The sequence below is a fragment of the Microvirga yunnanensis genome, from assembly GCF_025460875.1.
Window position 1 is genome coordinate 1 of the sequence record NZ_JAMXFI010000068.1, and the last position, 22,509, is coordinate 22,509.

18 protein-coding genes are annotated in these 22,509 nt (G+C 66.0%); 10 read left to right on the forward strand and 8 right to left on the reverse strand.

Annotated elements, in window-relative coordinates; translation table 11 throughout:
• Nucleotides 1–1,630: DNA translocase FtsK 4TM domain-containing protein (locus tag NF876_RS26955; RefSeq protein ID WP_262271442.1), on the reverse strand; the 1,630-nt coding region annotated here is incomplete at its 3' end.
• A 157-nt stretch (nt 1,631–1,787) separates the two neighbouring features.
• Here NF876_RS26955 and NF876_RS26960 point away from each other — a divergent pair.
• From NF876_RS26960 to NF876_RS26970, 3 genes are read left to right on the forward strand one after another with little or no spacing between them, the layout of a single operon-like run.
• On the forward strand, nt 1,788–2,168 hold the full coding sequence (locus tag NF876_RS26960; protein ID WP_262271443.1) for a hypothetical protein: 381 nt from the start codon (nt 1,788–1,790) through the stop codon (nt 2,166–2,168).
• Nucleotides 2,169–2,213: 45 nt separating this feature from the next.
• Complete coding sequence (locus tag NF876_RS26965; protein WP_262271444.1) at nt 2,214–3,152, forward strand: DUF1775 domain-containing protein; 939 nt, start codon at nt 2,214–2,216, stop codon at nt 3,150–3,152.
• A 15-nt stretch (nt 3,153–3,167) separates the two neighbouring features.
• On the forward strand, nt 3,168–3,764 hold the full coding sequence (locus NF876_RS26970) for an SCO family protein (protein WP_262271445.1): 597 nt from the start codon (nt 3,168–3,170) through the stop codon (nt 3,762–3,764).
• A 187-nt stretch (nt 3,765–3,951) separates the two neighbouring features.
• On the opposite strand, the gene NF876_RS26975 is transcribed toward NF876_RS26970, so the two are convergent.
• The 3 genes from NF876_RS26975 to tesB form a co-directional block, all read right to left on the reverse strand.
• Complete coding sequence (locus NF876_RS26975) at nt 3,952–5,295, reverse strand: ammonium transporter (RefSeq protein WP_262271446.1); 1,344 nt, start codon at nt 5,293–5,295, stop codon at nt 3,952–3,954.
• A 37-nt stretch (nt 5,296–5,332) separates the two neighbouring features.
• Nucleotides 5,333–5,671, reverse strand: a complete 339-nt coding sequence (locus NF876_RS26980) for a P-II family nitrogen regulator (protein WP_262271447.1) — start codon at nt 5,669–5,671, stop codon at nt 5,333–5,335.
• Between the two features lie 207 nt (nt 5,672–5,878).
• Nucleotides 5,879–6,739, reverse strand: a complete 861-nt coding sequence (gene tesB / locus NF876_RS26985; RefSeq protein ID WP_262271448.1) for an acyl-CoA thioesterase II — start codon at nt 6,737–6,739, stop codon at nt 5,879–5,881.
• Between the two features lie 125 nt (nt 6,740–6,864).
• On the opposite strand from tesB, the gene NF876_RS26990 reads away from it, so the two are divergent.
• Nucleotides 6,865–8,127 (forward strand): ubiquinone biosynthesis hydroxylase, encoded by a 1,263-nt coding sequence (locus tag NF876_RS26990; RefSeq protein WP_262271449.1) that lies wholly within the window; start codon nt 6,865–6,867, stop codon nt 8,125–8,127.
• Between the two features lie 65 nt (nt 8,128–8,192).
• Here NF876_RS26990 and NF876_RS26995 read toward each other — a convergent pair whose 3' ends face one another.
• Nucleotides 8,193–8,708: a MerR family transcriptional regulator gene (locus NF876_RS26995; RefSeq protein ID WP_315974457.1), complete on the reverse strand. Its 516-nt coding sequence runs from the start codon at nt 8,706–8,708 to the stop codon at nt 8,193–8,195.
• Between the two features lie 68 nt (nt 8,709–8,776).
• On the opposite strand from NF876_RS26995, the gene NF876_RS27000 reads away from it, so the two are divergent.
• Together NF876_RS27000 and NF876_RS27005 are read left to right on the forward strand one after the other, a co-directional pair.
• The gene (locus tag NF876_RS27000; RefSeq protein WP_262271450.1) at nt 8,777–9,517 is read left to right on the forward strand and encodes a cation efflux transmembrane domain-containing protein; all 741 of its coding nucleotides are present in this window, start codon (nt 8,777–8,779) and stop codon (nt 9,515–9,517) included.
• A 181-nt stretch (nt 9,518–9,698) separates the two neighbouring features.
• On the forward strand, nt 9,699–11,681 hold the full coding sequence (locus tag NF876_RS27005; protein WP_262271451.1) for a cadherin domain-containing protein: 1,983 nt from the start codon (nt 9,699–9,701) through the stop codon (nt 11,679–11,681).
• Nucleotides 11,682–11,767: 86 nt separating this feature from the next.
• Here NF876_RS27005 and ppa read toward each other — a convergent pair whose 3' ends face one another.
• Nucleotides 11,768–12,307, reverse strand: coding sequence for an inorganic diphosphatase (gene ppa / locus NF876_RS27010; RefSeq protein ID WP_262271452.1), 540 nt, complete (start codon nt 12,305–12,307; stop codon nt 11,768–11,770).
• A gap of 295 nt (nt 12,308–12,602) precedes the next feature.
• On the reverse strand, nt 12,603–13,109 hold the full coding sequence (locus tag NF876_RS27015; RefSeq protein WP_262271453.1) for a GNAT family N-acetyltransferase: 507 nt from the start codon (nt 13,107–13,109) through the stop codon (nt 12,603–12,605).
• A gap of 353 nt (nt 13,110–13,462) precedes the next feature.
• On the opposite strand from NF876_RS27015, the gene NF876_RS27020 reads away from it, so the two are divergent.
• Both NF876_RS27020 and NF876_RS27025 read left to right on the forward strand, forming a co-directional pair.
• Complete coding sequence (locus NF876_RS27020; RefSeq protein WP_262271454.1) at nt 13,463–13,642, forward strand: hypothetical protein; 180 nt, start codon at nt 13,463–13,465, stop codon at nt 13,640–13,642.
• A 137-nt stretch (nt 13,643–13,779) separates the two neighbouring features.
• A complete protein-coding gene (locus tag NF876_RS27025; RefSeq protein ID WP_262271455.1) occupies nt 13,780–18,054 on the forward strand; it encodes a cadherin domain-containing protein in 4,275 nt (1,424 codons plus the stop codon).
• A 217-nt stretch (nt 18,055–18,271) separates the two neighbouring features.
• On the opposite strand, the gene acnA is transcribed toward NF876_RS27025, so the two are convergent.
• Nucleotides 18,272–20,977, reverse strand: coding sequence for an aconitate hydratase AcnA (gene acnA / locus NF876_RS27030; RefSeq protein WP_262271456.1), 2,706 nt, complete (start codon nt 20,975–20,977; stop codon nt 18,272–18,274).
• 220 nt (nt 20,978–21,197) lie between these two features.
• On the opposite strand from acnA, the gene ccmA reads away from it, so the two are divergent.
• Together ccmA and ccmB are read left to right on the forward strand one after the other, a co-directional pair.
• Entirely contained in the window at nt 21,198–21,836 is a 639-nt protein-coding gene (gene ccmA / locus NF876_RS27035) for a heme ABC exporter ATP-binding protein CcmA (RefSeq protein ID WP_262271457.1), read from the forward strand.
• Nucleotides 21,833–22,501, forward strand: coding sequence for a heme exporter protein CcmB (gene ccmB / locus NF876_RS27040; protein ID WP_262271458.1), 669 nt, complete (start codon nt 21,833–21,835; stop codon nt 22,499–22,501). The genes ccmA and ccmB overlap by 4 nt, the downstream gene beginning before the upstream one ends.
• Nucleotides 22,502–22,509: the final 8 nt, after the last annotated feature.

Genomic DNA, 22,509 nt, shown 5'->3' on the forward strand with positions numbered 1-22,509 from the left:
GATCGACCATGATCAGCCGGCACTCGGCCGGCGAGAGCCGGTAGACCAGCGACAGGATCATGGTGTTGATCGCCACCGACTTGCCCGACCCGGTGGTGCCGGCCACCAGCAGGTGCGGCATGCGGGCCAGGTCGGCGATCACCGGCTCGCCCCCGATGGTCTTGCCCAGGCACAGGGCGAGCTTCTGCTTGGTGGCCTCGAAGTCCTGCGAGGCCAGCAGCTCGCGCAGGTACACGGTCTCGCGCTTGTGGTTGGGCAGCTCGATCCCGATGGCGTTGCGCCCCTGCACCACCGCCACCCGCGCCGAGACCGCGCTCATCGAGCGCGCGATGTCGTCCGCCAGCGAGATCACCCGCGACGACTTCGTCCCAGGCGCAGGCTCAAGCTCGTACAGCGTCACAACAGGACCCGGATTGACCTTGGTGATGGCGCCGCGCACGCCAAAATCCTCGAGCGTCCCCTCGAGCAGGGCGGCGTTCTGCTCCAGGGCCTCGGCCGAGATCGTCGGGACCGACGGCCGCTTGGGCTCGGCCAGCAGGTTGAGCTGCGGCAGCTGGTAGTTCTCCTCGTCGAGCAGGGAGGGCTGCGATTCGCGGGCCATGCGCTTGCCGGGCTTCGGCGCGGCGGGCGCCGGGGCGACGCGGGTCGGGGCGGGCTCCGGCCTTGCGGCGGGATGGAGCGGCGGCAGATGCGGCTCGTCCACGTCCCAGCCGGCCTCATCCTCGTCATGCATCGGCACGGAGGCCGGGGCGGGCCGCGGGCGCACCGGGGCGCCCTCGAGAACGGGCTCGCGCCGCAGGCCGGGCTGCCGGGACGGCCGCCGGGCCGGAGCGGGACCGTCTCCGTCGTCCTCCGCGAGGGCGGAGCGGCGGCTCTCCTTCCAGCGCCGGGCCGAGGCGCGCAGGCTCATGACTCCATGGGCGAGCGCTCCCAGGGACACGATGCCCCAGCCGGGCTCGTCCTGGCCGGACTCCTCCGCCTCGTCCCAATCCTGGATCTTGCGTCGCCGAACCGGCGGGCTTTCCTCGATCTCCTCGGGATCCTCGTGGGCGCGCTCCTCCTGCGGGCCGAGGCCGCAGGCGGCCGTGAGGCTGAAGATCGATACGCCCGCGAACAGGAGGCCCAGGACGGCGCTGGCGGACCCACTGGACAGGCCCGTGATGGCCTTGGCTCCGGCGAGCACCGCATCGCCGACCACGCCGCCGAGCCCGGTGGGCAGCGGCCAGCTCTGCGTCGGCGGCAGGGCGCTGGCGAGAGCCGTCGCGGCGCCAGCGCCGATCACCCAGAGGGCCAGGCGCAGCTGCAGGCGGCCGAGATCGCCCGACTTCATGAGGCGCCAGCCCCAGAGCGCCAGGGGCAGCAGAGCCGCGATGGCGCCGAGCCCGAGAAGCTGCATCAGCAGGTCGGCCACGATGGCGCCGGGCCAGCCGAGGAGGTTGCGGACGGGGAGGTCGGTGGCGTTGTTGAGGCTCGGGTCGTCGACCGACCAGGTGGCGAGGGCCACCGCGACCGCGCCGGCGGCCGTGATCAGGCACAGGCCCGTCAGCTCCTGCGCCCGGCGGGCCAGGAAGGCTCGGAAGGCGCTGAAGAGGCCATCATAGGCGGAAGAAGAACGGCGGGCCGTACGCATCAAACCACTCTAAAGAAACCATGGGACGGGACAGTATTGCCTGGATGCTAGCCGGGCCGGGTTAAGGGTCCTTTAACCGTAAGTGCATCGGGTGGGGAAAAGACGCGCCGGCTTTCCGTTGTTGACCTCGGGCCTCCGAACGATCAGTGTCCCGGCCATGACTCGCAGAGGCCCGAGATCCGCCTGGACGCGCGCCGCTATCGTGGCGGCGATGGCCTATGCGTTCGTGCTGCAGGCTCTGCTCCTGTCGGTCAGCGGTGCGTTCCATGTCGCGGCGGCGGCCGAGGCCCAGGGGATCATCTGCATCCAGGATGGCTCCTCCGGGCCCGATCACGGACCGAAGAAGGCGCACGAGACTCTCTGCTGCACCCTGAGCTGCCACGGCTCGACGGCGGCAGGCCCGGCCCCGGCTGCGGCGGTTCTCGAGCGGATCGCACCGGTCGCCGCGCCGGCCGGTCCGTCCGCCGGGACACCGCATCTGGGCCTCACCTCGAACGTCCTGCCTCTGGGATCGCGCGCGCCGCCTGGCCTCGGCTGAGTGCCGCCCGCTTCGATCCTACAGCATCATTCAAGGACGTATCCGATGACTTCGTCACGCTTCGGCGGCGCGTTGACCGCTGCCGCCCTCCTGATTGCCCAGCCCGCCCTCGCTCATGTCTCGTTCGAGAACGGGCAGGCGAATCCCAATTCCACCTACAAGGCCGTGCTGCGCATCCCGCATGGCTGCGACGGCAAGGCGACCCTCAAGGTGCGCGTGCGCATCCCCGAGGGCATCGTGGCGGTCAAGCCGATGCCCAAGGCCGGCTGGAAGCTGGAGACCGCCAAGGGCGCCTACGTGAAGGCCTATCAGGTCAACGGCGAGGCCGTGTCGGAAGGGGTCACGGACATCGTCTGGACCGGCTCCCTGGACGACGCCTATTACGACGAGTTCGTGTTCCAGGCCCGCTTCACCGACGCCTATCAGCCCGGCGCGACGGTGTATTTCCCCGTCGTGCAGGAATGCGACGGCGCGACCGAGGAATGGACCCAGGTGCCGGCCGCCGGCGAGGATCCGCACAGCCTCAAATCGCCCGCGCCCGGCGTGCGGGTGGCGGGCCTTGCCGCCGCGGCCTCTCAGGTCGTGAAGGCCGGACCGCTCACCCTCGAACAGCCCTGGTCGCGGGCGACCCCCGGGGCCGCCAAGGTCGGCGGCGGCTACCTGCGCATCACGAATACCGGCACGACGCCCGACCGCCTCGTCGGCGGCTCGTTCCCGCTCGCCTCCAAGGTCGAGGTGCACGAGATGCGCATGGACGGCGACGTCATGCGCATGAAGCCGGTCGAGGGCGGGCTCGAGATCAAGCCGGGCGCCACGGTCGAACTGAAGCCGGGCGGCCTGCATCTCATGTTCATGGACCTGAAGGAGCCCCTGAAGGAAGGCCAGACGGTCAAGGGAACGCTCGTCTTCGAGAAGGTGGGGCGCGTCGAGGTGGAATACGCGGTGCGCGGCATGGGCGGCGCCCCGGCCGAGCACCAGCACTAGCCCGGGAGATCGGCGATGACCATCAAGCGTCTTCTCGTGCCGCTTCTCGTCTTCACCACCGGCCTCTTGGTGCTGGTGGTGACGGCGGGCCTGCTCCTGTTCCCGTCGCAGCAGCAGAGCGCCGGCAAGGTGCCGATCGGCGGGCCGTTCCGGCTGACGAGCCACGAGGGCCGGCCGTTCACCGAGGAGAACCTGAAAGGCCGGCCCTTCGTGGTGTTCTTCGGCTTCACCCATTGCCCGGAGGTCTGCCCGACCACCCTGTACGATCTCACCCAGGACATGGCGGCGCTCGGCCCGGATGCCGACCGGCTCCAGGCCGCCTTCATCACCGTCGACCCGGCGCGCGACACGCCGGAGCTGATGAAGACCTATCTCTCGTCCTTCGATCCGCGCATCGTCGGCCTGTCGGGCACCGAGGAGGAGATCGCGGCCGCGGCGCGCGCCTACAAGATCTATTACCGCAAGGTCCCGACCGACGACGGCTACACCATGGACCACTCGGCCACCCTGTTCCTGATGGACAGCAAGGGCGAGTTCTACGGCACGTCCAACTTCCAGGAGCCCGAGGAGACCCGCCGCGCCAAGCTGCGGCAGCTCATTAAGAACGGGTGAGGCGCATCCACGCCCCCCGTCATCACCGGCCACGTGCCGGTGATCCCGATCGGAAAAGCGCTGCGCTTCACATCGTCGGGATGACTGGGACAGGCCCGGCCATGACGCGGCGAGATCCTTGGACCAATCATAGAGAAAAGCCCCGGCCTTTCGGTCCGGGGCTTTTCCGTTCGGGAGGATGGATCGTTCAGTAGTTGTAGGCGCGCTCGCCGTGGTCTGCGAGGTCGAGGCCTTCGTGCTCCTGGTCCTGCGTGACCCGCAGACCGACGATCATGTCGGTGATCTTGTAGAGCACGACGGAGCCGATGCCGGTCCAGGCCAGGGTCACCACCACGGCGATGATCTGGGTCCAGACCTGGCCGCCGATCGAGTACTCGCCGACCCCGTAGCCGCCCAGCGACGGAGCCGCCACGACGCCGGTGCCGATGGCCCCGATGATGCCGCCGACCCCGTGGATGCCGAAGACGTCGAGCGCATCGTCATAGCCGAGAGCGTTCTTCACGCCCGTGACGGCGAAGTAGCAGGCCGCGCCGGCCACCAGGCCGAGCACGATGGAGCCCATGGGGCCGGACAGGCCGGCGGCCGGCGTGATGGCCACGAGGCCGGCGACCGCGCCCGACGCGATGCCCAGCAGCGAGGCCTTTCCCTTGCCGAGGGCCTCCACGGTCATCCAGGCGAGGCCCGCGGCGGCCGGGGCCAGGATGGTGTTGATCAGCGCGAGGGCCGCGCCGCCCGTGGCTTCCAGGTTAGAGCCGGCGTTGAAGCCGAACCAGCCGACCCACAGGAGGCACGCGCCCACGAAGGTGAGCGTCAGCGAGTGCGGGGCGAGCAGGTCGCGGCCGTAGCCGATGCGCTTGCCGATCAGCAGGGCGCCGACGAGGCCCGCGACGCCGGAATTGATGTGGACCACCGTGCCGCCCGCGAAGTCGAGGGCGCCCAGGCCGAACAGGTAGCCTTCCGAGAACCACACCATGTGGGCGATCGGGAGATACACGAAGGTCAGCCACAGGCCGGTGAACAGCATCACGGCCGAGAACTTGATGCGCTCGGCGAAGGCGCCGACGATCAGGGCCGGGGTGATGCACGCGAAGGTGAGCTGGAAGGCCGCGAAGGTGAATTCGGGAATCGCCACGCCCTTGGTGAAGGTGTCGGCGGTGGAATCCGTGGTCACCCCGGCGAGGAACGCCTTGGAGAAGCCGCCGATGAAGGCCCCGATGCCCTCGCCGCCGGACGTGAAGGCGAGCGAGTAGCCATAGAATGCCCACAGGATCGACACCAGGGAGAACACCGCGAAGACCTGCATGAGCACCGACAGCATGTTCTTGGTGCGCACGAGGCCGCCATAGAACAGGGCGAGGCCCGGGATCGTCATGAGGATCACGAGGATCGTCGACACGAGCATCCAGCTGGTATCACCCTTGTTGACCGTGGGGGCGGCCGCGGCGGCGTCCTGCGCCAGGGCGGGATCGAGGGCCGTAAGGCCCAGTCCGAGCGCAGCGAGCGCCGGAACGAGGAGGGGACGGAACTTCATCGGATCTGAACTCCGGACAATCATTGCATGAATGGGATCATAGGGCGTCGATGTCGGTCTCGCCCGTGCGGATGCGGACCGCCTTTTCGAGCGAGGTGACGAAGATCTTGCCGTCGCCGATCTGGCCCGTGCGCGCGGCCGCCGTGATCGCTTCGATCACCTGGCCGACCAGCTCGCTCGCCACCGCGACCTCGATCTTCAGCTTCGGCAGGAAGCTGACCGCATATTCGGCCCCGCGGTAGATCTCGGTATGGCCCTTCTGCCGTCCGTATCCCTTCACCTCGGTCACGGTGAGGCCGTGCACGCCGAGAGCGGTGAGCGCGTCGCGCACCTCTTCCAGCTTGAACGGCTTGATGACCGCCATCACGATTTTCATGGGTCTGGCCCCCTTTTTGAGACGTCTGCCCGACCAATCAGGCAGCCTTTTCCAATTGAACCCGGCCTCGTGGACGGGTGTCGGGGGGATCTACGCAAGAAACATGCCAGGCCTCATTGCCATAGGCGCACGGCCGCTGCCTCTTTCCTAGGCAGGCCCAGCTGGGCTATAAAACAGCCTTATTGATCAAATTTTAGGCAGAACAGGTCAGGTCCGGCGTTCGCGGATGAGCCCTTCCTGGGCAACGGACGCCACCAGGGTGCCGTCCTGCTTAAAAATGAGTCCGCGCGAGAAGCCGCGCGCGCCGCCGGCGCTGGGGGTATCCTGCGCGTAGAGCAGCCACTCGTCGGCCCGGAACGGCCGGTGGAACCACATGGCGTGATCGAGGCTCGCCGGCTGGATCGCCGGGTCGAACACGGTCCGGCCATGGGGGAAGAGGGACGTGTCGAGGAGCGTCATGTCGGACGCATAGGCCAGGACGCATTGATGGATCGCCGGATCGTCCGGCAGGCGTCCGGTGGTCTTGATCCAGACGTGGAAGCGCGGCTCCCCCGGGTCGCGGGAGGTGTAGCGCTTGATCTCCACGGGTCGGATCTCGAGCGGCCGCTCGCGCTCGTAATAGGTGCGCATGGGCTCGGGCATCTGCAGGAGAAGCCGGCCCTTCACGTCCTCCTCGCTCGGGAGCTCGTCGGGTCCGGGCACCTTCGGCATCTCGGCCTGGTGCTCGAAGCCCTCCTCTTCCCGGTGGAACGAGGCCGACATGGCGAAGATCGCCTGCCCGTGCTGGATCGCGAGCACGCGCCGGGTGCTGAAGCTCTTGCCGTCGCGGATGCGCTCCACCTCGTAGATGATCGGGATCCGAGGATCGCCCGGCAGCATGAAGTAGCAGTGAAGCGAATGGGGCGGACGCCCGTCGACAGTGCGGGTCGCGGCCACCAGCGCCTGGCCGATCACCTGCCCGCCGAAGACACGCTGCCACCCGCTCTTCGGGCTCTGCCCGCGGAACAGGTTCACCTCGAGGGGCTCGAGGTCGAGGATGGACAGGAGATCGGAAACGGCACGGGACATGGGGTTCAAGGTCCTTCGATCGGCAGCAGCCATCCATCGGTGAGAGGCGCGAGAAGGTCAAGCTTGACGCTGGTCGATGGATCGCTGACACCCACCTATAATGTCGAAGGCATGGAGAAAGACGGATGAGCGCAGCAACCGGGATGGAGCGACCGCGCATCGTCATCGCGGGCGGAGGGCTCGCCGGGCTGTCCCTGGCGCTGGCGCTGAAGCAAGCGCTCGCCGACGGGGTCGACGTGGTCATGTGCGATCCGGCCCTCCGGCGCGATCCCCATGGGGACAAGCGCTCCTACGCCATCGCGGCGGCGGCGCGCCGGATGCTGGAGGCGCTCGGAACCTGGCCGGGGATCGCCGACAGGGCCCAGCCCATCCTCGACATGGTGATCACCGACAGCCGCCTGCAGGATCCGGTGCGTCCGACCTTCCTGACCTTCGCGGGCGAGGTCGACGGCCATGAGCCCTTCGCCCACATGGTCACGGCGGGCGACCTGACCGCCGCCCTGCTGGAGGCTTGCCGCGAAAGCGGCGTCGACCTGCGCGCCGAGGGCGTGAAGGGCTTTGCCCTCCAGGGCGCGCGCACGAACGTCGCGCTGGCGCAGGGCGGCAGCCTGACGGCCTCGCTCCTCGTGGCGGCCGACGGGGCACGCTCGCGCCTGCGCGAGCAGGCAGGCATCGGCTGGATCTCCTGGCCCTACCGGCAGTCCGGCATCGTGGCCACCATCGCCCACGAGCGGGACCACGAGGGCAGGGCGGTCGAGCACTTCCTGCCCTCCGGGCCCTTCGCGATCCTGCCGCTGAAAGACGAGCCGCAAGCCGATGGTTCGATCCGGCACCGCTCCTCCATCGTCTGGACGGAGCGGGCCGACGCCGTGTCCGCCCTGCTCGAATCGCATCCCGAGGATCTGCTCGTCGAATTGGAGCGCCGCTTCGGGCTCCAGCTCGGAAAACTCAGCTTCGAGACCCGTCCCCAGGCTTTTCCCCTGTCCTTCGGCGTCGCCCGTTCCTTCGTGGCCGAGCGTCTCGCGCTCCTGGGCGACGCCGCTCACGTGATCCATCCCATCGCCGGCCAGGGGCTCAATCTCGGCCTGCACGACGCGGCGGCGCTCGCCGAGACCGTCACCGACGCCATGCGCCTCGGCATGGATCCCGGGGCGGCCGACGTGCTCGACCGGTACGAGCGGGCCCGGCGCGCCGACATCACCGCCATGGGGGTGATGACCGACGGTCTCAACCGGCTGTTTTCCAACGACGTACTGCCCGTGCGCCTGATCCGCGACCTGGGGCTCGGCCTCGTCGACCGGATGCCCGGCCTCAAGCGCTTCTTCATCCGGGAGGCGGCGGGCGTCAGCGAGCGGCAGCCCAGGCTGCTGCGGGGCGAGGCGTTGTAGGACGGCCCCCAGGTCGTCATCACCGGCCCCGTGCCGGTGATCCCGATCAGGAGAAGCGCCGCGCCTCAGCGGATAGGGATGGCCGGGTCAGGCCCGGCCATGACGGGAAAGCGGGTCGATCCCCGCCGGGCGTGACGGGCAGGAGCCCCTGACTCCATCCTGCCGTGCTCGTGCCGGCACAGGTCATGATCCGCCAGCACCTGGATGATCCGGCACTCGCCCACCTGCCCGTGCCGGCAATCGTCGAGCATGTGCCGCAGCTCGGAGCGGAGCAGCTCGAGCTGGGCGATGCGGCGCTCGACGCCCTCCAGATGCCGCAGGACGATCCGATCGGCCGGTTCGCAGGGTCGCTCCGGCGCCGCGCTCAGGCTCAGAAGCTCGCGGATGGCCTCGACCTCGAAGCCGAGCTCGCGCGCATGGCGGATGAAGCCGAGCCGGGCCACGTGATCGGACCCGTAGCGGCGCTGCCGTCCCTCCGTGCGCGGCGGGGCCGGGAGAAGGCCGATCTGCTCGTAATAGCGGATGGTCGGTACTTTCACGGCCGTCCGGCGCGACAACTCCCCGATCGACAGATCCGTCATTTTCTCTCTTGAACCTCCAGTCGCTAGAGATTGTACGAGTCTCGCTGACGGACGAAAAGGAGATTCGGATGAGCGAGGGTCACAGCCATGGAACATGCTGCTCCTCACACGAGCACCAGGCGCAGGATTCCGTGAGCCACCCGCATCAGGACCATTGCCATGGAGAGGCCGCCTGCGGCTGCCACGGCGGCGTGCCGGTCTTCGACGGCGTCGACCCCCGCTACAAGCGGATCCTCTGGACCGTAATCGCGATCAATGCCGCGTTGTTCGTCACCGAGATCGTGGCCGGCCACCTCGCCCGTTCCCAGGCCTTGCAGGCCGACGCCCTCGACTTCCTCGGCGACACGGTCACCTACGGGCTGAGCCTTGCCGTCATCGGCGCGTCCCTGAGGGTTCGCGCCGCCGCGGCCCTGTTCAAGGGCGCGAGCCTGTCGCTCATGGGCGCCTGGGTGCTGGGCTCCACGGTCTACCATGTGCTGATCCTGGGCCTTCCCCGGGCGGAGATCATGGGCGGGATCGGGATCCTGGCGCTCGCCGCGAACCTCGCCAGCGTGCTCCTGCTGATGCGCTACAAGGATGGGGACGCCAACGTGCGCTCCGTCTGGCTGTGCTCGCGCAACGACGCCATCGGCAACGTCGTGGTCATGGCGGCTGCCGTCGCGGTCTGGGGCACCGGGAGCGCCTGGCCCGACCTGATCGTGGCCGGCCTCATGGCCGGCCTGTTCCTGTCGTCGGCGGTGCAGATCCTGCGCCAGGCCTGGGCCGAATACCGGGACGCCGGCGCGGCCGCTCCGGTTCCGGCCGCGTGAGCGCGGCCGGGTGAGGCGCGAGCCTCGCCCGGTCGCCGCCGGGCGGCCGGCCTTTGTGGCTTGGCAATCCGTGCCGAGCAGCGGGCCGTCGCGGCTCCTGCGACGGGCAGACAGTATCCGAATCATATGTAATGTTATATAGCAATATGATCCTGCATTTTTCAGATCGTCCGGACCCTTCATGACCAGCAAAATTTTCGACGCCTCGAACCCCCTCCCGGCCGCCGGCGACGTGACAGGACTCGACCTCGCGGTGATCGACCTCGACGTCACGAGCACCATCAAGGTCACCGACATCGGTCACATCCTCGTCCGGAAGACAAGGACCGTCCTGGCTCAGGCCGACGGACTGCAGCTCCTGGGCTCGTCCGACATCGTCACCAACGAGGGCACGATCGAGTCTCGGACCCCGGCCGGCGCCGCGATCCGCTTTTCGGCCGGGGGGATCCACACGGTCAACAATGCCGGAACGATCAAGGCCGCGGGCCTCGTGATCGAAGGCAATGTCGGGGCCGAGCGAATCGTCAACACCGGCACGTTGCAATCCACGTCCACCGCGGCCAATGCCGTCCTCCTGGACCTGAAGGACGGGAACGACTTCTATGACGGCGTCCTGGGCTTCGCGATCGGCGGGACGATCAAGCTCGGCGCCGGCAACGACACCGCCTATGGCGGCACCGGTTCGGACATTTTTTCCGGCGGGGGAGGCGACGATTATCTCGACGGCGGCGATGGTAACGACACGGCCGACTATTCGGATGCGACCGGCAGCATCAGCGTCGATCTCAGCCGGACGATATCGCAGTTGATCGGCGGCGGGCAAAACCACGACACCCTCGTCAACATCGAGAACGTCACCGGGAGCGGCTCCGACGACACGCTCGTCGGCAGCACGGGCAGCAATATCCTGCGCGGCGGCGGCGGCGACGATACCCTCGACGGCGGGCTCGGCGACGACCGGCTCGAAGGCGGCACCGGCACCGATACGGTCCGCTACAGCGGCTTCTCGGCCGCCACGGCCGACCTGTCGCAACCTGGAGCCCAGAACACGTTCGGATACGGCATGGACACCCTGATCGGAATCGCCAACCTGGAGGGCGGGTTCGGGGCCGACACCTTCACGGGCAACGATGCGAACAACAAGCTGACCGGCAACGGAGGCAACGACACCCTCACGGGCGGGAAGGGCGACGACACCCTCGACGGCGGCTCGGGCGAGGACACCGCCGTATTTTCCGGTGCCAGGGCCGACTACACCATCACACAGAGCGGCGACACCTTCACGGTCGCCGACAACCAGGGAGCCCAGAGGGACGGCACCGATACGCTCAAAGATGTACGGCTGGTGAGATTCCTGGGTTCGAACCAGACCATCGCGCTCGTCAACGGCAACCCTTCCAGCATCCTTCTGTTCCAGAACTCGCTGTTGTCCGAAGACGCGGCGATCGGCGCCACAATCGGGTCGCTCTCCGGCAGCGATCCGGACGGCGACGCCCTGACCTACAGCCTCGCGTCGAACCCGGACGGGCTCTTCGGCCTCGATGCCACCGGCAAGAAGATCGTCCTGGTGAAGGCGCTCGATTTCGAGACGGCCGGGCAGCACACGATCGCGGTCACGGCGAAGGACCCCTATGGCGGCACGTTCACCAAGTCTTTCACGATTTCCGTCTTCAACATCGTCGAGACGACCCCGCTCGCCCGCGTCGGCACCGACAAGGCCGAGCAGCTGTCCGGCGAGTCGGGCAACGACCGGCTCTCCGGCCTGGCAGGAAACGACACGCTCTTCGGCGGCGCCGGCGCCGACACGCTCATCGGCGGCGCCGGCAACGACACTCTCGACGGCGGGAGCGGGAGCGACGTCTTCCTGTTCGACAGGAAGCCGAACGTGAAGTCGAACCTCGACTACATTCAGGATTTCGTTGCGGCGGACGACGTCATCCACCTGTCGCGGCACGCTTTTTCCAAGATTTCCAAAGGCACCCTGTCGAAGAAGGCCTTCGTGGTCGGGGATCACTTCAAGGACAAGGACGACCGGATCCTGTACCTCAAGAGCGCCGGCGCGCTCTTCTATGATCCCGACGGGTCGGGTCCCGCGAAGGCCGTCCAGTTCGCCAACATCACGAAGAAGATCCCGATCTCCCACAAGGACTTCTTCATCGTCTGAGGCCTCTGCAACGAGAAGGCCTGGCTCACCCTGTGAGCCGGGCCCGATGCCTCATGACCGTTGCGGCGGTCGGCCGCTCGCGCGGATCAGCCCTTCGCGTCCGCCTTCGCGCGCTCGATCCCCTCGACGATCAGGCGGCGGGCCTCTTCGGCGTCGCCCCAGCGGATGATCTTGGCCCATTTGCCGGGCTCGAGATCCTTGTAGTGCTCGAAGAAATGCTCGATCTGCTTGATGGTGATCTCGGGCAGATCCGTATAGGTCGCGACCCGGTCGTAGCGCTGGGTCAGCTTGCTCGATGGGACGGCGATGATCTTCTCGTCCTGGCCGCCGTCGTCCTCCATCACCAGAACGCCCACCGGGCGCACGTTCATGACGGCGCCCGGCGCAATGGCGCGGGTGTTGGCGACGAGCACGTCGCAGGGGTCGCCGTCGCCCGAGAGCGTGTGCGGGATGAAGCCGTAATTCCCCGGATACCGCATCGACGTGTAGAGGAAGCGGTCGACGAAGAGCGTGCCGGATTCCTTGTCCATCTCGTACTTGATGGGCTCGCCGCCGAGCGGCACTTCGATCACGACGTTCACGTCGTCCGGCGGGTTCTTTCCAATCTTGATCGCATCAAGGCGCATAGAGCTGTTCTCCGGAACAAGGCTTGAAACATCGTTCCGGGCGAGGCTCCTCCGGAGGAGGATGCCGTCCCGCCGGAACAACGCGGCAGAAGATCGTCTCGAGAGCGGCTTGAACCGAGAGGCCGGACGACCGCTTTCTGAAGCTTGGACGCCTCACTAGAGCATTGGGTTCAAAAGGGGAACCCACTTTCAGGCCCGACGGGACGCGCCTCCTGTGCGGAACGTCTTGCGCGCAAAGCGGAATCGGGCTCCGGGAGGCTGCAACAGGGTTGCGGACCGGCCGTCCCGCGCGCCGTCAGCGGAACAGATAGGCGACCTTGGCGAGCGGCGTTCCGCCGATGCGCTCCTCGACCCGGGCGACCGTGCGCCCGCCCATGCTCTCGTAGAACGCGCAGGCGCGCTCGTTCTCTTCCAGGGCCCAGACGACGATCCGGTCCATCCCCCGATCCTTGAGATCGTTGCGCACCGCGTTGAACAGGCGCCGGCCGAAGCCGATGCCCTGGTATTCGGGCAGCAGGTAGAGCTCGTCGATCTCCCCGCCAGCCGGCAGCGCCCGGTCGCGGCAGCGCCCGTAGGAGGCGTAGCCAACCGCGCCCTCGCCGATATCGAGCACCACGAGCGGGCGCCCGCGCGACACGGTCGAGCGCCACCAGCGCGGGGAGCGCCGGGAGAACATCTTGTCCAGGGTCACGCCGGGGATGATGCCGGAATAGGCCTCCCGCCAGGCCGCATCGAAGACCCGCGAGAGGGCCGGGGCGTCGTCGGGCTTGGCGTGGCGGATACTGACGAGAAGGTCGCTCATGGACATGAAGGCGGCGAGAGGAAGGTCAGGATCGAGTGTCCGCCCGGCAGGGTTAACGGGCCCTTAACGGCACCGCGCCGCCAGCGGCGGAAGCCTGGTTTTGTAGGCGATCGGCCCACTGCACACGGGTGGGCAAAAGGACGCAAGGATCCGGCCGAGGTCGGGAAAGGACTTGATTCACTTGGAAACGTTGCATACCGATGTCGCAACGTTATATGGATTCCGACCCGGATCCGGTAAACCGCTGCCTGAGGAAAGCCGTCCGCAATCATGTTGCACGTCGTGTGCGGCCGCACCGCGCCTGAGCCAACTGAACAGTAACACCAATACGCAATATTGCGAGGAGTTCGTCGATGACCTTTCCGGATCAATGGAGCGACAAACGGACGATCCGGGGTGGGGTCCGGACTCCACTGCACGTGGCAAATTCCCTCCTTGGCCGGCGCGTGATCGGCTCGTCCGCCAGTTCCTCTAGGGAAATGATCGGCTTGCCTTTCATGGCGATCTTGATTGCCGCCAATGAAACATTATAAAGATTCGACGATATCTCCGCAGCCTATTCACTGACGGAATTCCCTAGCGGGACGAGTTCGCATGCACGTGCAGGAGCGTCGCGGCCTCGGAAGATTAACCACACGCCATGCCAACCTTTTCGTAATGGAGCTCGACAATGGCCTTTCCAAGTCAATGGAGTACCGAGCAAGTCGTCGGTAACACGCACTTGTTCAATGCTTATGACGTTGTCACAAGCACGACTGTCCTCAGAGATGGATGGATCGTCACCACATGGCGCGACGTGACGACCAACACAATAAGAGGCCAAGTTCTCAATGCGGACGGCAGTCCAATGGGTGGACCGTTCGACATCAGCGCGCCAGGAGAAGCCGGCAAGGACACTCCTTCCGTGGCTGCCTTGCCAAATGGACGGTTCGTCGTCGCTTATACGAAGCTGAACCAGCAATCGAAAATGCTCACTCTGGTTCAGGAAACATATGACGTATTCTACGGAAGGATCGACTCCAATCCAATCTATTCTAAAGCTCTAGACAGTAATCCCATCGTCAATCCTGTCATTACCACGTTCAACGATGGATCTTTCTACCTGACGTTTAATGATCGTGGCTTGAGATATTTCAAATACCATAATGATGCAGGCACCTCTGGATTCCTTGACACGGACGCAGGTTCCATCAACTTGGGCGAGGCAAGCTCAAGCCAGAACAATATCGCTAATCTTCAATTCAACAACAGCAAGAATATTCTATATGTAGACATCGCAAATCTGGACGGAGTAGTGTTATCCCATCAGGCACTTGTCAATAACACAAATTCGTATAGCGCCGAATTCTCAAGCATAACGACATTAAGTAATGGGAATTTCGCGGTCATAACTCCGGTCTGGAACTCCCAGGAGAATGTAACAGCCATAAAAGTCACGATCCTTTCGCCGCAAGGCGTGGTTGTGCAAACAACACAGCTTTCCGAGGAATCGGGTCAGCTCGCCCGGAAGATAACGTTGGCCCCGCTATCCAACGGTGATTTCGCTTTCACATACACCAGCGGAGCCACCGGCAACGGCATCGTCTTGGGAACATACAAGGGCGGCGTTGCAACGACCGAGCGTTTCTACGATAGCAACACTCAAAACAGCGTTACCAATCCGCAGATCAAGACCCTCAATGATGGGCGCTTCATCGTCGAATGGGTCGTCAAATATGGCCCCGAGGCCGGAGTCGTCAAAGCCAGGATTTTCGATCCCCGCGAAAGTGCCGTCGATTGGACCGGCGGCGATATCGGCCAGCAATATGCCGGCACCAAGTTCGACGATCATCTTCATGGCGGCAGCGGAGCGGACACTCTCTACGGAGGCGACGGCAGCGACACCATCGACGGCGGCAACGGCGCCGATGCCATGGATGGCGGCGCTGGCTGGGATCTCGTCACCTATCTCTTCCTGCCGCCCGAGAGAGGCGGCATCGTCCTCAACATGACCACCGGCCAAACCGGGGGCGCCGCCGCGGGCGATGTGCTGGTCCATGTCGAAGCCGTGGAGGGCACGAATTCAGACGACATCATCACCGGACTGGATCGCGGCAACGGCAATGGTGTCGCGCTCTACGGCCAGAAGGGTAACGACAAACTGACCGGGCAGGACGGCGGCGATCGTCTCTACGGTGGGGACGGCAACGACTGGCTCGATGGAGGAGCCGGCGGCGACAGCCTCGATGGTGGGGCTGGTTGGGACATCGTCTCCTATCTCTACACGCCTCTCGATAGTGGCGGCATCGTCGTCAACATGACGGCGGGGCAGACCGGCGGTGTGGCGGCGGGCGACACCCTGAAGGACATCGAGGTCGTGCAGGGCACCGACGTGGCCGATGTCATCATCGGCTTGGTCCGCGATAGCGGCCAGGGCGTCGAGCTCGACGGCATGGGCGGCAAGGACGCCCTGATCGGCAAGGAAGGAGCCGATCGTCTCCATGGCGGGGATGGTGACGACGTGCTCACGGGCGGCGGCGGCGGCGATACGATCGATGGCGGCGCCGACACCGACACGGCGGTGTTCACGGGCAACCGGCAGGACTATACGGTCACCAAGAATGCGGATGGCACCTACAAAATCGTCGGTCAGGACGGCACCGACCTGCTGAAGGATGTCGAACTCGCCAGGTTCGACGATCAGACGCTGACCCTTGCGGACATGAGCGCCAACAGGAATCCTGACCTCCTGGCGTTCACGGACAATACCAACGCCAAGACGATCGGAGACGACGGCGTGGCCACCGTGCTGGGAACGCTGAAGGCTCATGATCCAGACGATGCAGTCGAGACACTCGCCTTCGCGATCGATGCCAGCGATCCCAACCTGGGCAAGTTTGCGATCGTCAACGGCAATCAGCTCGCGGTGAGCTATGGCACCCTGGCGGCCGGAACCTACACCGTTAAAGTGAAGGTCTCGGACACCCATAGCGGCTCGCTGGTCAAGGATTTCACGATCACGAGCACGCACCTCAACCTGGCGCCCGTCGTCGATAAGGTAGATTCCTGGGGCGCCTCCGTCGGCACCGGCGCGGACGCTGGGAAATTCCTCATCAATGAGAATACCGCAGGCAACATCGCCCGCATCTATGCGCATGATGCGGACGGCGGCACGATCAGCTATGCGCTGAAGACGAACCCGAATAATCTATTCAAGGTTGACCAGGATGGGATTATCGGGCCAACCGGCGGCATAGCACCGGAGGTGACGCAGGACACCGAGTACTCCCTGGTTGTGACGGTTTCGGACGGGCAAGGCGGCGCCACCGACCAGACCGTCGTCATCAAGGTGAAGGACGTCAACAAAGCTCCCATCATCGATGGCCTGGACAACAGGCAGGTCTCGGAAGATGCCCAGCCCGGTGCATCGGTTGGAACTTTCGCAGCGCACGACCCTGAAGATGGCCAGGTTGGCCTCAGGTTCGAGTTGAAGGACATCCAAGGCAATGCCGCCGATGCGAACGGGCTGTTCGCCGTCGATGCGGCAACCGGCCAACTGACGGTCGCCAGGGCTCTCCCGGCCGGAGTCGGCAACCAGACATTCACCATCACCCTCAAGGTGTCGGACAAGAACGGTGGCACACAATCGAAGGCCGATTACCGCACCTTCACCATCACGGTGACGGATGTGGTGAACGGCAATCACGCGCCGAGCCACCTCACGCTGAATGGCGGCACGACCGTCACGATCAACGAGAATGACCCCTTCACCGGCATTCTCGCGGCGCAAGACAGCGACGGCGACGCCAATCTGACCTGGACCTTCGATGATGCGTGGGACAACACCAGCGGCAATCGTCTGTTCGAGATCATCGATGATGGAAACGGTCACAAGCAGCTCAAGCTGAAAGACCCCATCGACTATGAACAGCTACCGGAGAACCTGAAATATGTGACGGTTCATCTGAAGGCCTCCGACGGGAAGGACGGCGGCACCAGCGCCACACAGACCTTCACGATCAATGTCGCCGATGTTGACGAGACGACCCCGCCGCCTCCGCCGCCGCCGCCGCCGCCGCCTCCGTCTAACCATGCCCCGACCGACCTGAAGCTGTCCGCGACCGTGGCAATGGAGTATGCGGCGGTGGGCACGCTGGTGGGGACGTTAGCGGCGACCGATGAGAACAACGATCCCCTGTCTTATGCGCTCCTCGACGATGCCGGCGGCCGCTTCATGCTCTCCGGCAACCGGATCCTGGTCGCCGATGGTTTCCGGCTCGACTACGAGCAGGCGCGTTCGCACAGCATCACCGTTCAGGTCTCGGATGGCCAGGGTGGTGTCGCCACCCAGACATGGGCGATCAACGTTGACGATGTCGCAACCGAGGTGACCGCCGGCACGGCCCACAACGACGTCTTCTACGGCGGCGGCGGCAACGACACGCTTGCCGGCAATGCCGGCCACGACCGCCTGTTCGGCGCCGCCGGCAACGATACGCTCAAGGGCGAGGCCGGCAACGACACGATCGGCGGCGGCGCGGGGCTTGACAAGCTCTATGGCGCGAAGGGTGCGGCGAGCCGGGATGCATTCGTGTTCGACACCCGGCTCACCAGCAAGAGCGTGGCCGCCAGGAACAAGGACACGATCGTCGATTTCGGGCCGAAATACGATTCGATCTACCTCGACGACGCGGCCTTCTCCAATCGGACGATCGCCCAATACCTGAAGGGGAAAGGGGCTGGGCTCGACCATGCGTACAAGATGAAGAGCAGCTTCTTCCGGGTCGGCGACAAGGCGCTCGACCGGGACGATTTCTTCATCGCCAAGAAAGTCAAGCCGACCGAGGTCAAGCTGTACTGGGACGCGGACGGTTCCGGCGCGAAGGCCATGCTGGAGATCGGCACCGTGAAGCTCCAAAAGGGTGAGGGCACGAGCCTCACCTACAAGGACTTCCTCTTCATCTGAACGGGAGACGTTCGCCGGACAGGCGTAGCGCTTCACCGGATCGGGATGGCCGGGACGAGCCCGGCCATGACGTGAGATGGGGAATGCCCAGCCCGCCTCTCGGAGGATGGGCAATGCGGTATCGATCGAGTGCAAGGTCCCCCAAAAAGGACCCGGCAAAGAAAAGCCCGCCCCTGTGAAGGGGCGGGCTCGTTCGTTCGCGGGCGTTTGCGGTGCTTTAAGCCGCGAGCTGACGCAGCACGTAGTGCAGGATGCCGCCGTTGCGGAAGTACTCGACCTCCTCGAGCGTATCGATGCGGCAATGCACCGGCACCTTGCGCACCGAGCCGTCCGCCGAGGTGACCTCCATCTCCATGCGCTGGCGCGGCTTCAGCTCGCCGGCCAGGCCCTTGATGGTGATGGTCTCGTCGCCCTTCAGGCCGAGGGTCTCCCAGGACGTGCCCTGCTCGAACACGAACGGGGCCACGCCCATCCCGACCAGGTTCGAGCGGTGGATGCGCTCGAAGCTCTCGGCGATCACGGCGCGCACGCCGAGCAGGACCGTGCCCTTGGCCGCCCAGTCGCGGGACGAGCCGGTGCCGTATTCCTTGCCGGCCAGGATGACGAGCGGGACGCCCTCGTCCTTGTAGCGCATGGCGGCGTCGTAGATGAACATCCGCTCGCCGGAGGGCTGGTGGATGGTGTAGCCGCCTTCGACCACGTGGCCGCTCTCGTCCTTCACCATCTGGTTCTTGATGCGGATGTTGGCGAAGGTGCCGCGCATCATGACCTCGTGGTTGCCGCGACGGGTGCCGTACTGATTGAAGTCGGCGACGCGCACCTGATGCGACTGCAGGTATTCACCGGCCGGCGAGGCGGCCCGGATGTTGCCCGCGGGCGAGATGTGGTCGGTGGTGATCGAGTCCTGGAAGAGACCGAGGATGCGCGCGTTCACGATGTCCGTGACCGGCTTCGGATCCTTGGCCATGCCTTCGAAGTAGGGCGGGTTCTGCACATAGGTGGAGCCCATGTCCCACTCATAGGTCAGGCCCGGCTCGAAGGTGACCTTCTTCCAGTTCTCGTCGCCCGAGAACACGTCGGCGTAGCGGGTCTTGAACAGCTCGCTGGTGATCGTGCGGTCGATGAAGTCCTGGACCTCGGCCGAGGAGGGCCAGATGTCCTTGAGATAGACCGGCTGGCCGTCCGAGCCCGTGCCGAGGGGATCCTTGGTGAGATCCACCAGCATGGAGCCGGCGAGCGCGTAAGCCACCACCAGGGGAGGCGAGGCCAGATAGTTCGCGCGCACGTCCGGGTTCACGCGGCCCTCGAAGTTGCGGTTGCCCGAGAGCACCGACACGGCCACGAGGTCGTTGTCGTTGATCGCCTTCGAGACGTTCTCCGGCAGCGGGCCCGAATTGCCGATGCAGGTCGTGCAGCCGAAGCCGACGAGGTTGAAGCCCAGCGCATCCAGGTCGCCCTGGAGCCCGGCCTTCTTGAAATATTCCTCGACGATCTGCGATCCGGGCGCCAGGGAGGTCTTCACCCACGGCTTGGAGGTCAGGCCCTTGGCGACCGCGTTGCGGGCGAGCAGGCCCGCGCCGATCATCACGCTCGGGTTCGAGGTGTTGGTGCAGGAGGTGATCGCCGCGATCACCACGTCGCCATGGCCGAGATCGTAGTTCGCGTCCTCGACCTTCACGCGCTTGCCGATCTCGCCGGCCTTGCGGAACTCCTTCTCCATGGCGCCGAGGAACTCGGTCTTGGAGGTGTCGAGCGTCACGCGGTCCTGCGGGCGCTTCGGGCCGGCCAGCGAGGGCACCACATCGTCCAGGTCTAGCTCGAGGGTGTCGGTGAAGACCGGGTCGGGCGTCTCGGCCGTGCGCCACATGCCCTGCGCCTTGGCATAGGCCTCGACGAGGGCGACGCGCTCGTCCGTGCGGCTGGTGGTGCGCAGATACGCGATGGTCTTGTCGTCGATGGGGAAGAACCCGCAGGTCGCGCCGTATTCGGGCGCCATGTTGCCGATGGTGGCGCGGTCGGCGACCGACATGTCGTTGAGGCCGGGGCCGTAGAATTCCACGAACTTGCCGACCACGCCCTTCTTGCGCAGCATCTGGGTGACGGTGAGCACCAGGTCGGTGGCGGTCACGCCCTCTTTCAGCTTGCCGGTGAGCTTGAAGCCGATCACCTCGGGGATCAGCATGGAGACCGGCTGGCCGAGCATGGCGGCCTCAGCCTCGATGCCGCCCACGCCCCAGCCGAGAACGGCCAGGCCGTTGACCATGGTGGTGTGCGAATCGGTGCCGACCAGGGTGTCAGGATAGGCGGTCTCCTCGCCGGTCGCGGTGTCCCTGCGGGTCCAGACGGCCTGCGACAGGAACTCGAGGTTCACCTGGTGGCAGATGCCGGTGCCCGGAGGCACGACGGAGAAGTTCTCGAACGCGGTCTGGCCCCACTTGAGGAAGCGGTAGCGCTCGCCGTTGCGCTGGTATTCCAGCTCGACGTTGCGGTCGAAGGCCTTGGGCGTCCCGAACTCGTCGACGATCACCGAATGGTCGATGACCAGGTCGACGGGCACGAGCGGGTTGATCTTGCGCGGATCGCCGCCGAGGTTCTTCATGGCGTCGCGCATGGCGGCGAGATCCACCACGGCCGGAACGCCGGTGAAGTCCTGCATCAGGACGCGGGCGGGGCGGTAGGCGATTTCCTTCTCGTCCTTGCCCTTGTTGTCGAGCCAGGCGGCCACGGCCTCGATATCGGCCTTGGTGACCGTGCGGCCGTCCTCGTAGCGGAGCAGGTTCTCGAGCAGCACCTTCATGGAGAAGGGCAGCTTCGAGGCGCCGGTGAGGCCGTTCTTCTCGGCCTCCACGAGGGAGTAATAGGTGTAGGACTTGTCACCGACTTTGAGGGTCTGGCGAGCATTGAAGCTGTTGTTGAGCGTCACGGCGAATCCTCGCGTGCATTTGGGTTACGAACATGTGTTCGGCCGAAAGCGCGATAAGCGCGCGCCGCTCCGGGGGCGCCCGGACAGGGGAGTAAGCGCGCGAGGCGGATTGGACGCCTTGGCGCGCGGCGCAGCCAGGGGTGCTATAGATCATTTCGAACCATCCCGCTACACGGTTTAGAACCATTCCGGGGTGCAATCAGGGCAGGGGTCGTCGGGTTTGCGTCTGAGCGTTAACAATTTGGCCTGCGAGCGGGGGGAGCGCCGGATCTTCGCAGGCGTCTCGTTCACCCTGCGGGCCGGCGAGGCCCTGGTGATCACCGGCCGCAACGGGGCCGGCAAGTCCTCGCTCCTCGAGATCCTGGCCGGCCGCCTGCGTCCCGCCGCCGGGGTGATTCTCCTCGAGGAGGCGGGCGAGCGGACCTTGGCCGAATGCCTGCATTACGTCGGCCACCGCGACGCCCTCAAGGCCGCGCTCACGGCCGAGGAGAACCTCGCCTTCGCCCGCGACTTTCTCGGCAGCCCCGCGATGACGCCCTCCGAGGCCCTGGAGGCCGTGGGCCTCGCCCATGCGGCCCGCCTGCCGGTGGCCTATCTCTCGGCCGGGCAGCGCCGACGGGTGGCGCTCGCCCGCCTCCTGGTGGCGCACAGGCCCGTCTGGCTTCTCGACGAGCCGACCTCGGCCCTCGACACCGCCTCCCAGGACATCCTGCGCCTGCTCCTGGAACGTCACCGGGAGGGCGGGGGCATGATCGCGGCCACGACCCATTCACCCTTGTTCCTGGCGGATGCCAAGGAGATCCGGATCGAGCGCAGGCCCACGCGCCTCGAGGGAGAGCCCGAGGAAGAGCCCGCATGATTCGCTCGTTCCGCGCTCTCCTGGTCCGCGATCTGAAACTCGCCGCCCGCGTGGGCGGGTCGGGCGTCATGGGGCTGATCTTCTTCCTGATGATCGTGACGCTCATCCCCTTCGCGCTCGGGCCCGATCTCAACCTGCTCTCGCGCATCGGCCCGGCGATCCTGTGGATCGCCGCCCTGCTGGCCACCCTGATCGGCCTCGACCGGCTGTTCCAGGCCGACCAGGAGGATGGGTCCCTTGATCTCCTGCGCCTGTCGCACGCGCCCCTGGAGGTGGTCGTGCTGGCGAAGGTCGTGGCCTACTGGCTCGTCACCGGCCTGCCGCTGGCGGTTGCCGCCCCCTTCCTCGGTCTCCTGGTCGCGCTCTCGCCCGAGGGCATGCTCGCCATGGTGGCGACCCTGCTGGTGGGCACGCCAGCGCTCACCTTCATCGGGGCGGTGGGCGCGGCGCTCACCGCCTCGCTGCGGCGCGGCGGCCTGATCCTGGCGATCCTGGTCCTGCCCTTCATGATTCCGACCCTGATCTTCGGCGTCTCGGCAGCCAATGCGGCCCTGGGCGGGACGATTCCCTTCGCGACCCCGTTCCTGATCCTGATTGCCCTGTCGCTGATCGCGGCCGTCGTCGGCACGGTCGGGGCGGCGGCCGCCCTGCGCTCGGGGGAGTAGGCAAGCCG

Coding starts and splice junctions, on each gene's coding strand:
- NF876_RS26960 (WP_262271443.1), top strand. CDS start 1,788: ATGACTCGCAGAGGCCCGAGATCCGCCTGGACGCGCGCCGCTATCGTG.
- NF876_RS26965 (WP_262271444.1), top strand. CDS start 2,214: ATGACTTCGTCACGCTTCGGCGGCGCGTTGACCGCTGCCGCCCTCCTG.
- NF876_RS26970 (WP_262271445.1), top strand. CDS start 3,168: ATGACCATCAAGCGTCTTCTCGTGCCGCTTCTCGTCTTCACCACCGGC.
- NF876_RS26975 (WP_262271446.1), bottom strand. CDS start 5,295: ATGAAGTTCCGTCCCCTCCTCGTTCCGGCGCTCGCTGCGCTCGGACTG.
- NF876_RS26980 (WP_262271447.1), bottom strand. CDS start 5,671: ATGAAAATCGTGATGGCGGTCATCAAGCCGTTCAAGCTGGAAGAGGTG.
- tesB (WP_262271448.1), bottom strand. CDS start 6,739: ATGTCCCGTGCCGTTTCCGATCTCCTGTCCATCCTCGACCTCGAGCCC.
- NF876_RS26990 (WP_262271449.1), top strand. CDS start 6,865: ATGAGCGCAGCAACCGGGATGGAGCGACCGCGCATCGTCATCGCGGGC.
- NF876_RS26995 (WP_315974457.1), bottom strand. CDS start 8,708: ATGACGGATCTGTCGATCGGGGAGTTGTCGCGCCGGACGGCCGTGAAA.
- NF876_RS27000 (WP_262271450.1), top strand. CDS start 8,777: ATGAGCGAGGGTCACAGCCATGGAACATGCTGCTCCTCACACGAGCAC.
- NF876_RS27005 (WP_262271451.1), top strand. CDS start 9,699: ATGACCAGCAAAATTTTCGACGCCTCGAACCCCCTCCCGGCCGCCGGC.
- ppa (WP_262271452.1), bottom strand. CDS start 12,307: ATGCGCCTTGATGCGATCAAGATTGGAAAGAACCCGCCGGACGACGTG.
- NF876_RS27015 (WP_262271453.1), bottom strand. CDS start 13,109: ATGAGCGACCTTCTCGTCAGTATCCGCCACGCCAAGCCCGACGACGCC.
- NF876_RS27020 (WP_262271454.1), top strand. CDS start 13,463: ATGACCTTTCCGGATCAATGGAGCGACAAACGGACGATCCGGGGTGGG.
- NF876_RS27025 (WP_262271455.1), top strand. CDS start 13,780: ATGGCCTTTCCAAGTCAATGGAGTACCGAGCAAGTCGTCGGTAACACG.
- ccmB (WP_262271458.1), top strand. CDS start 21,833: ATGATTCGCTCGTTCCGCGCTCTCCTGGTCCGCGATCTGAAACTCGCC.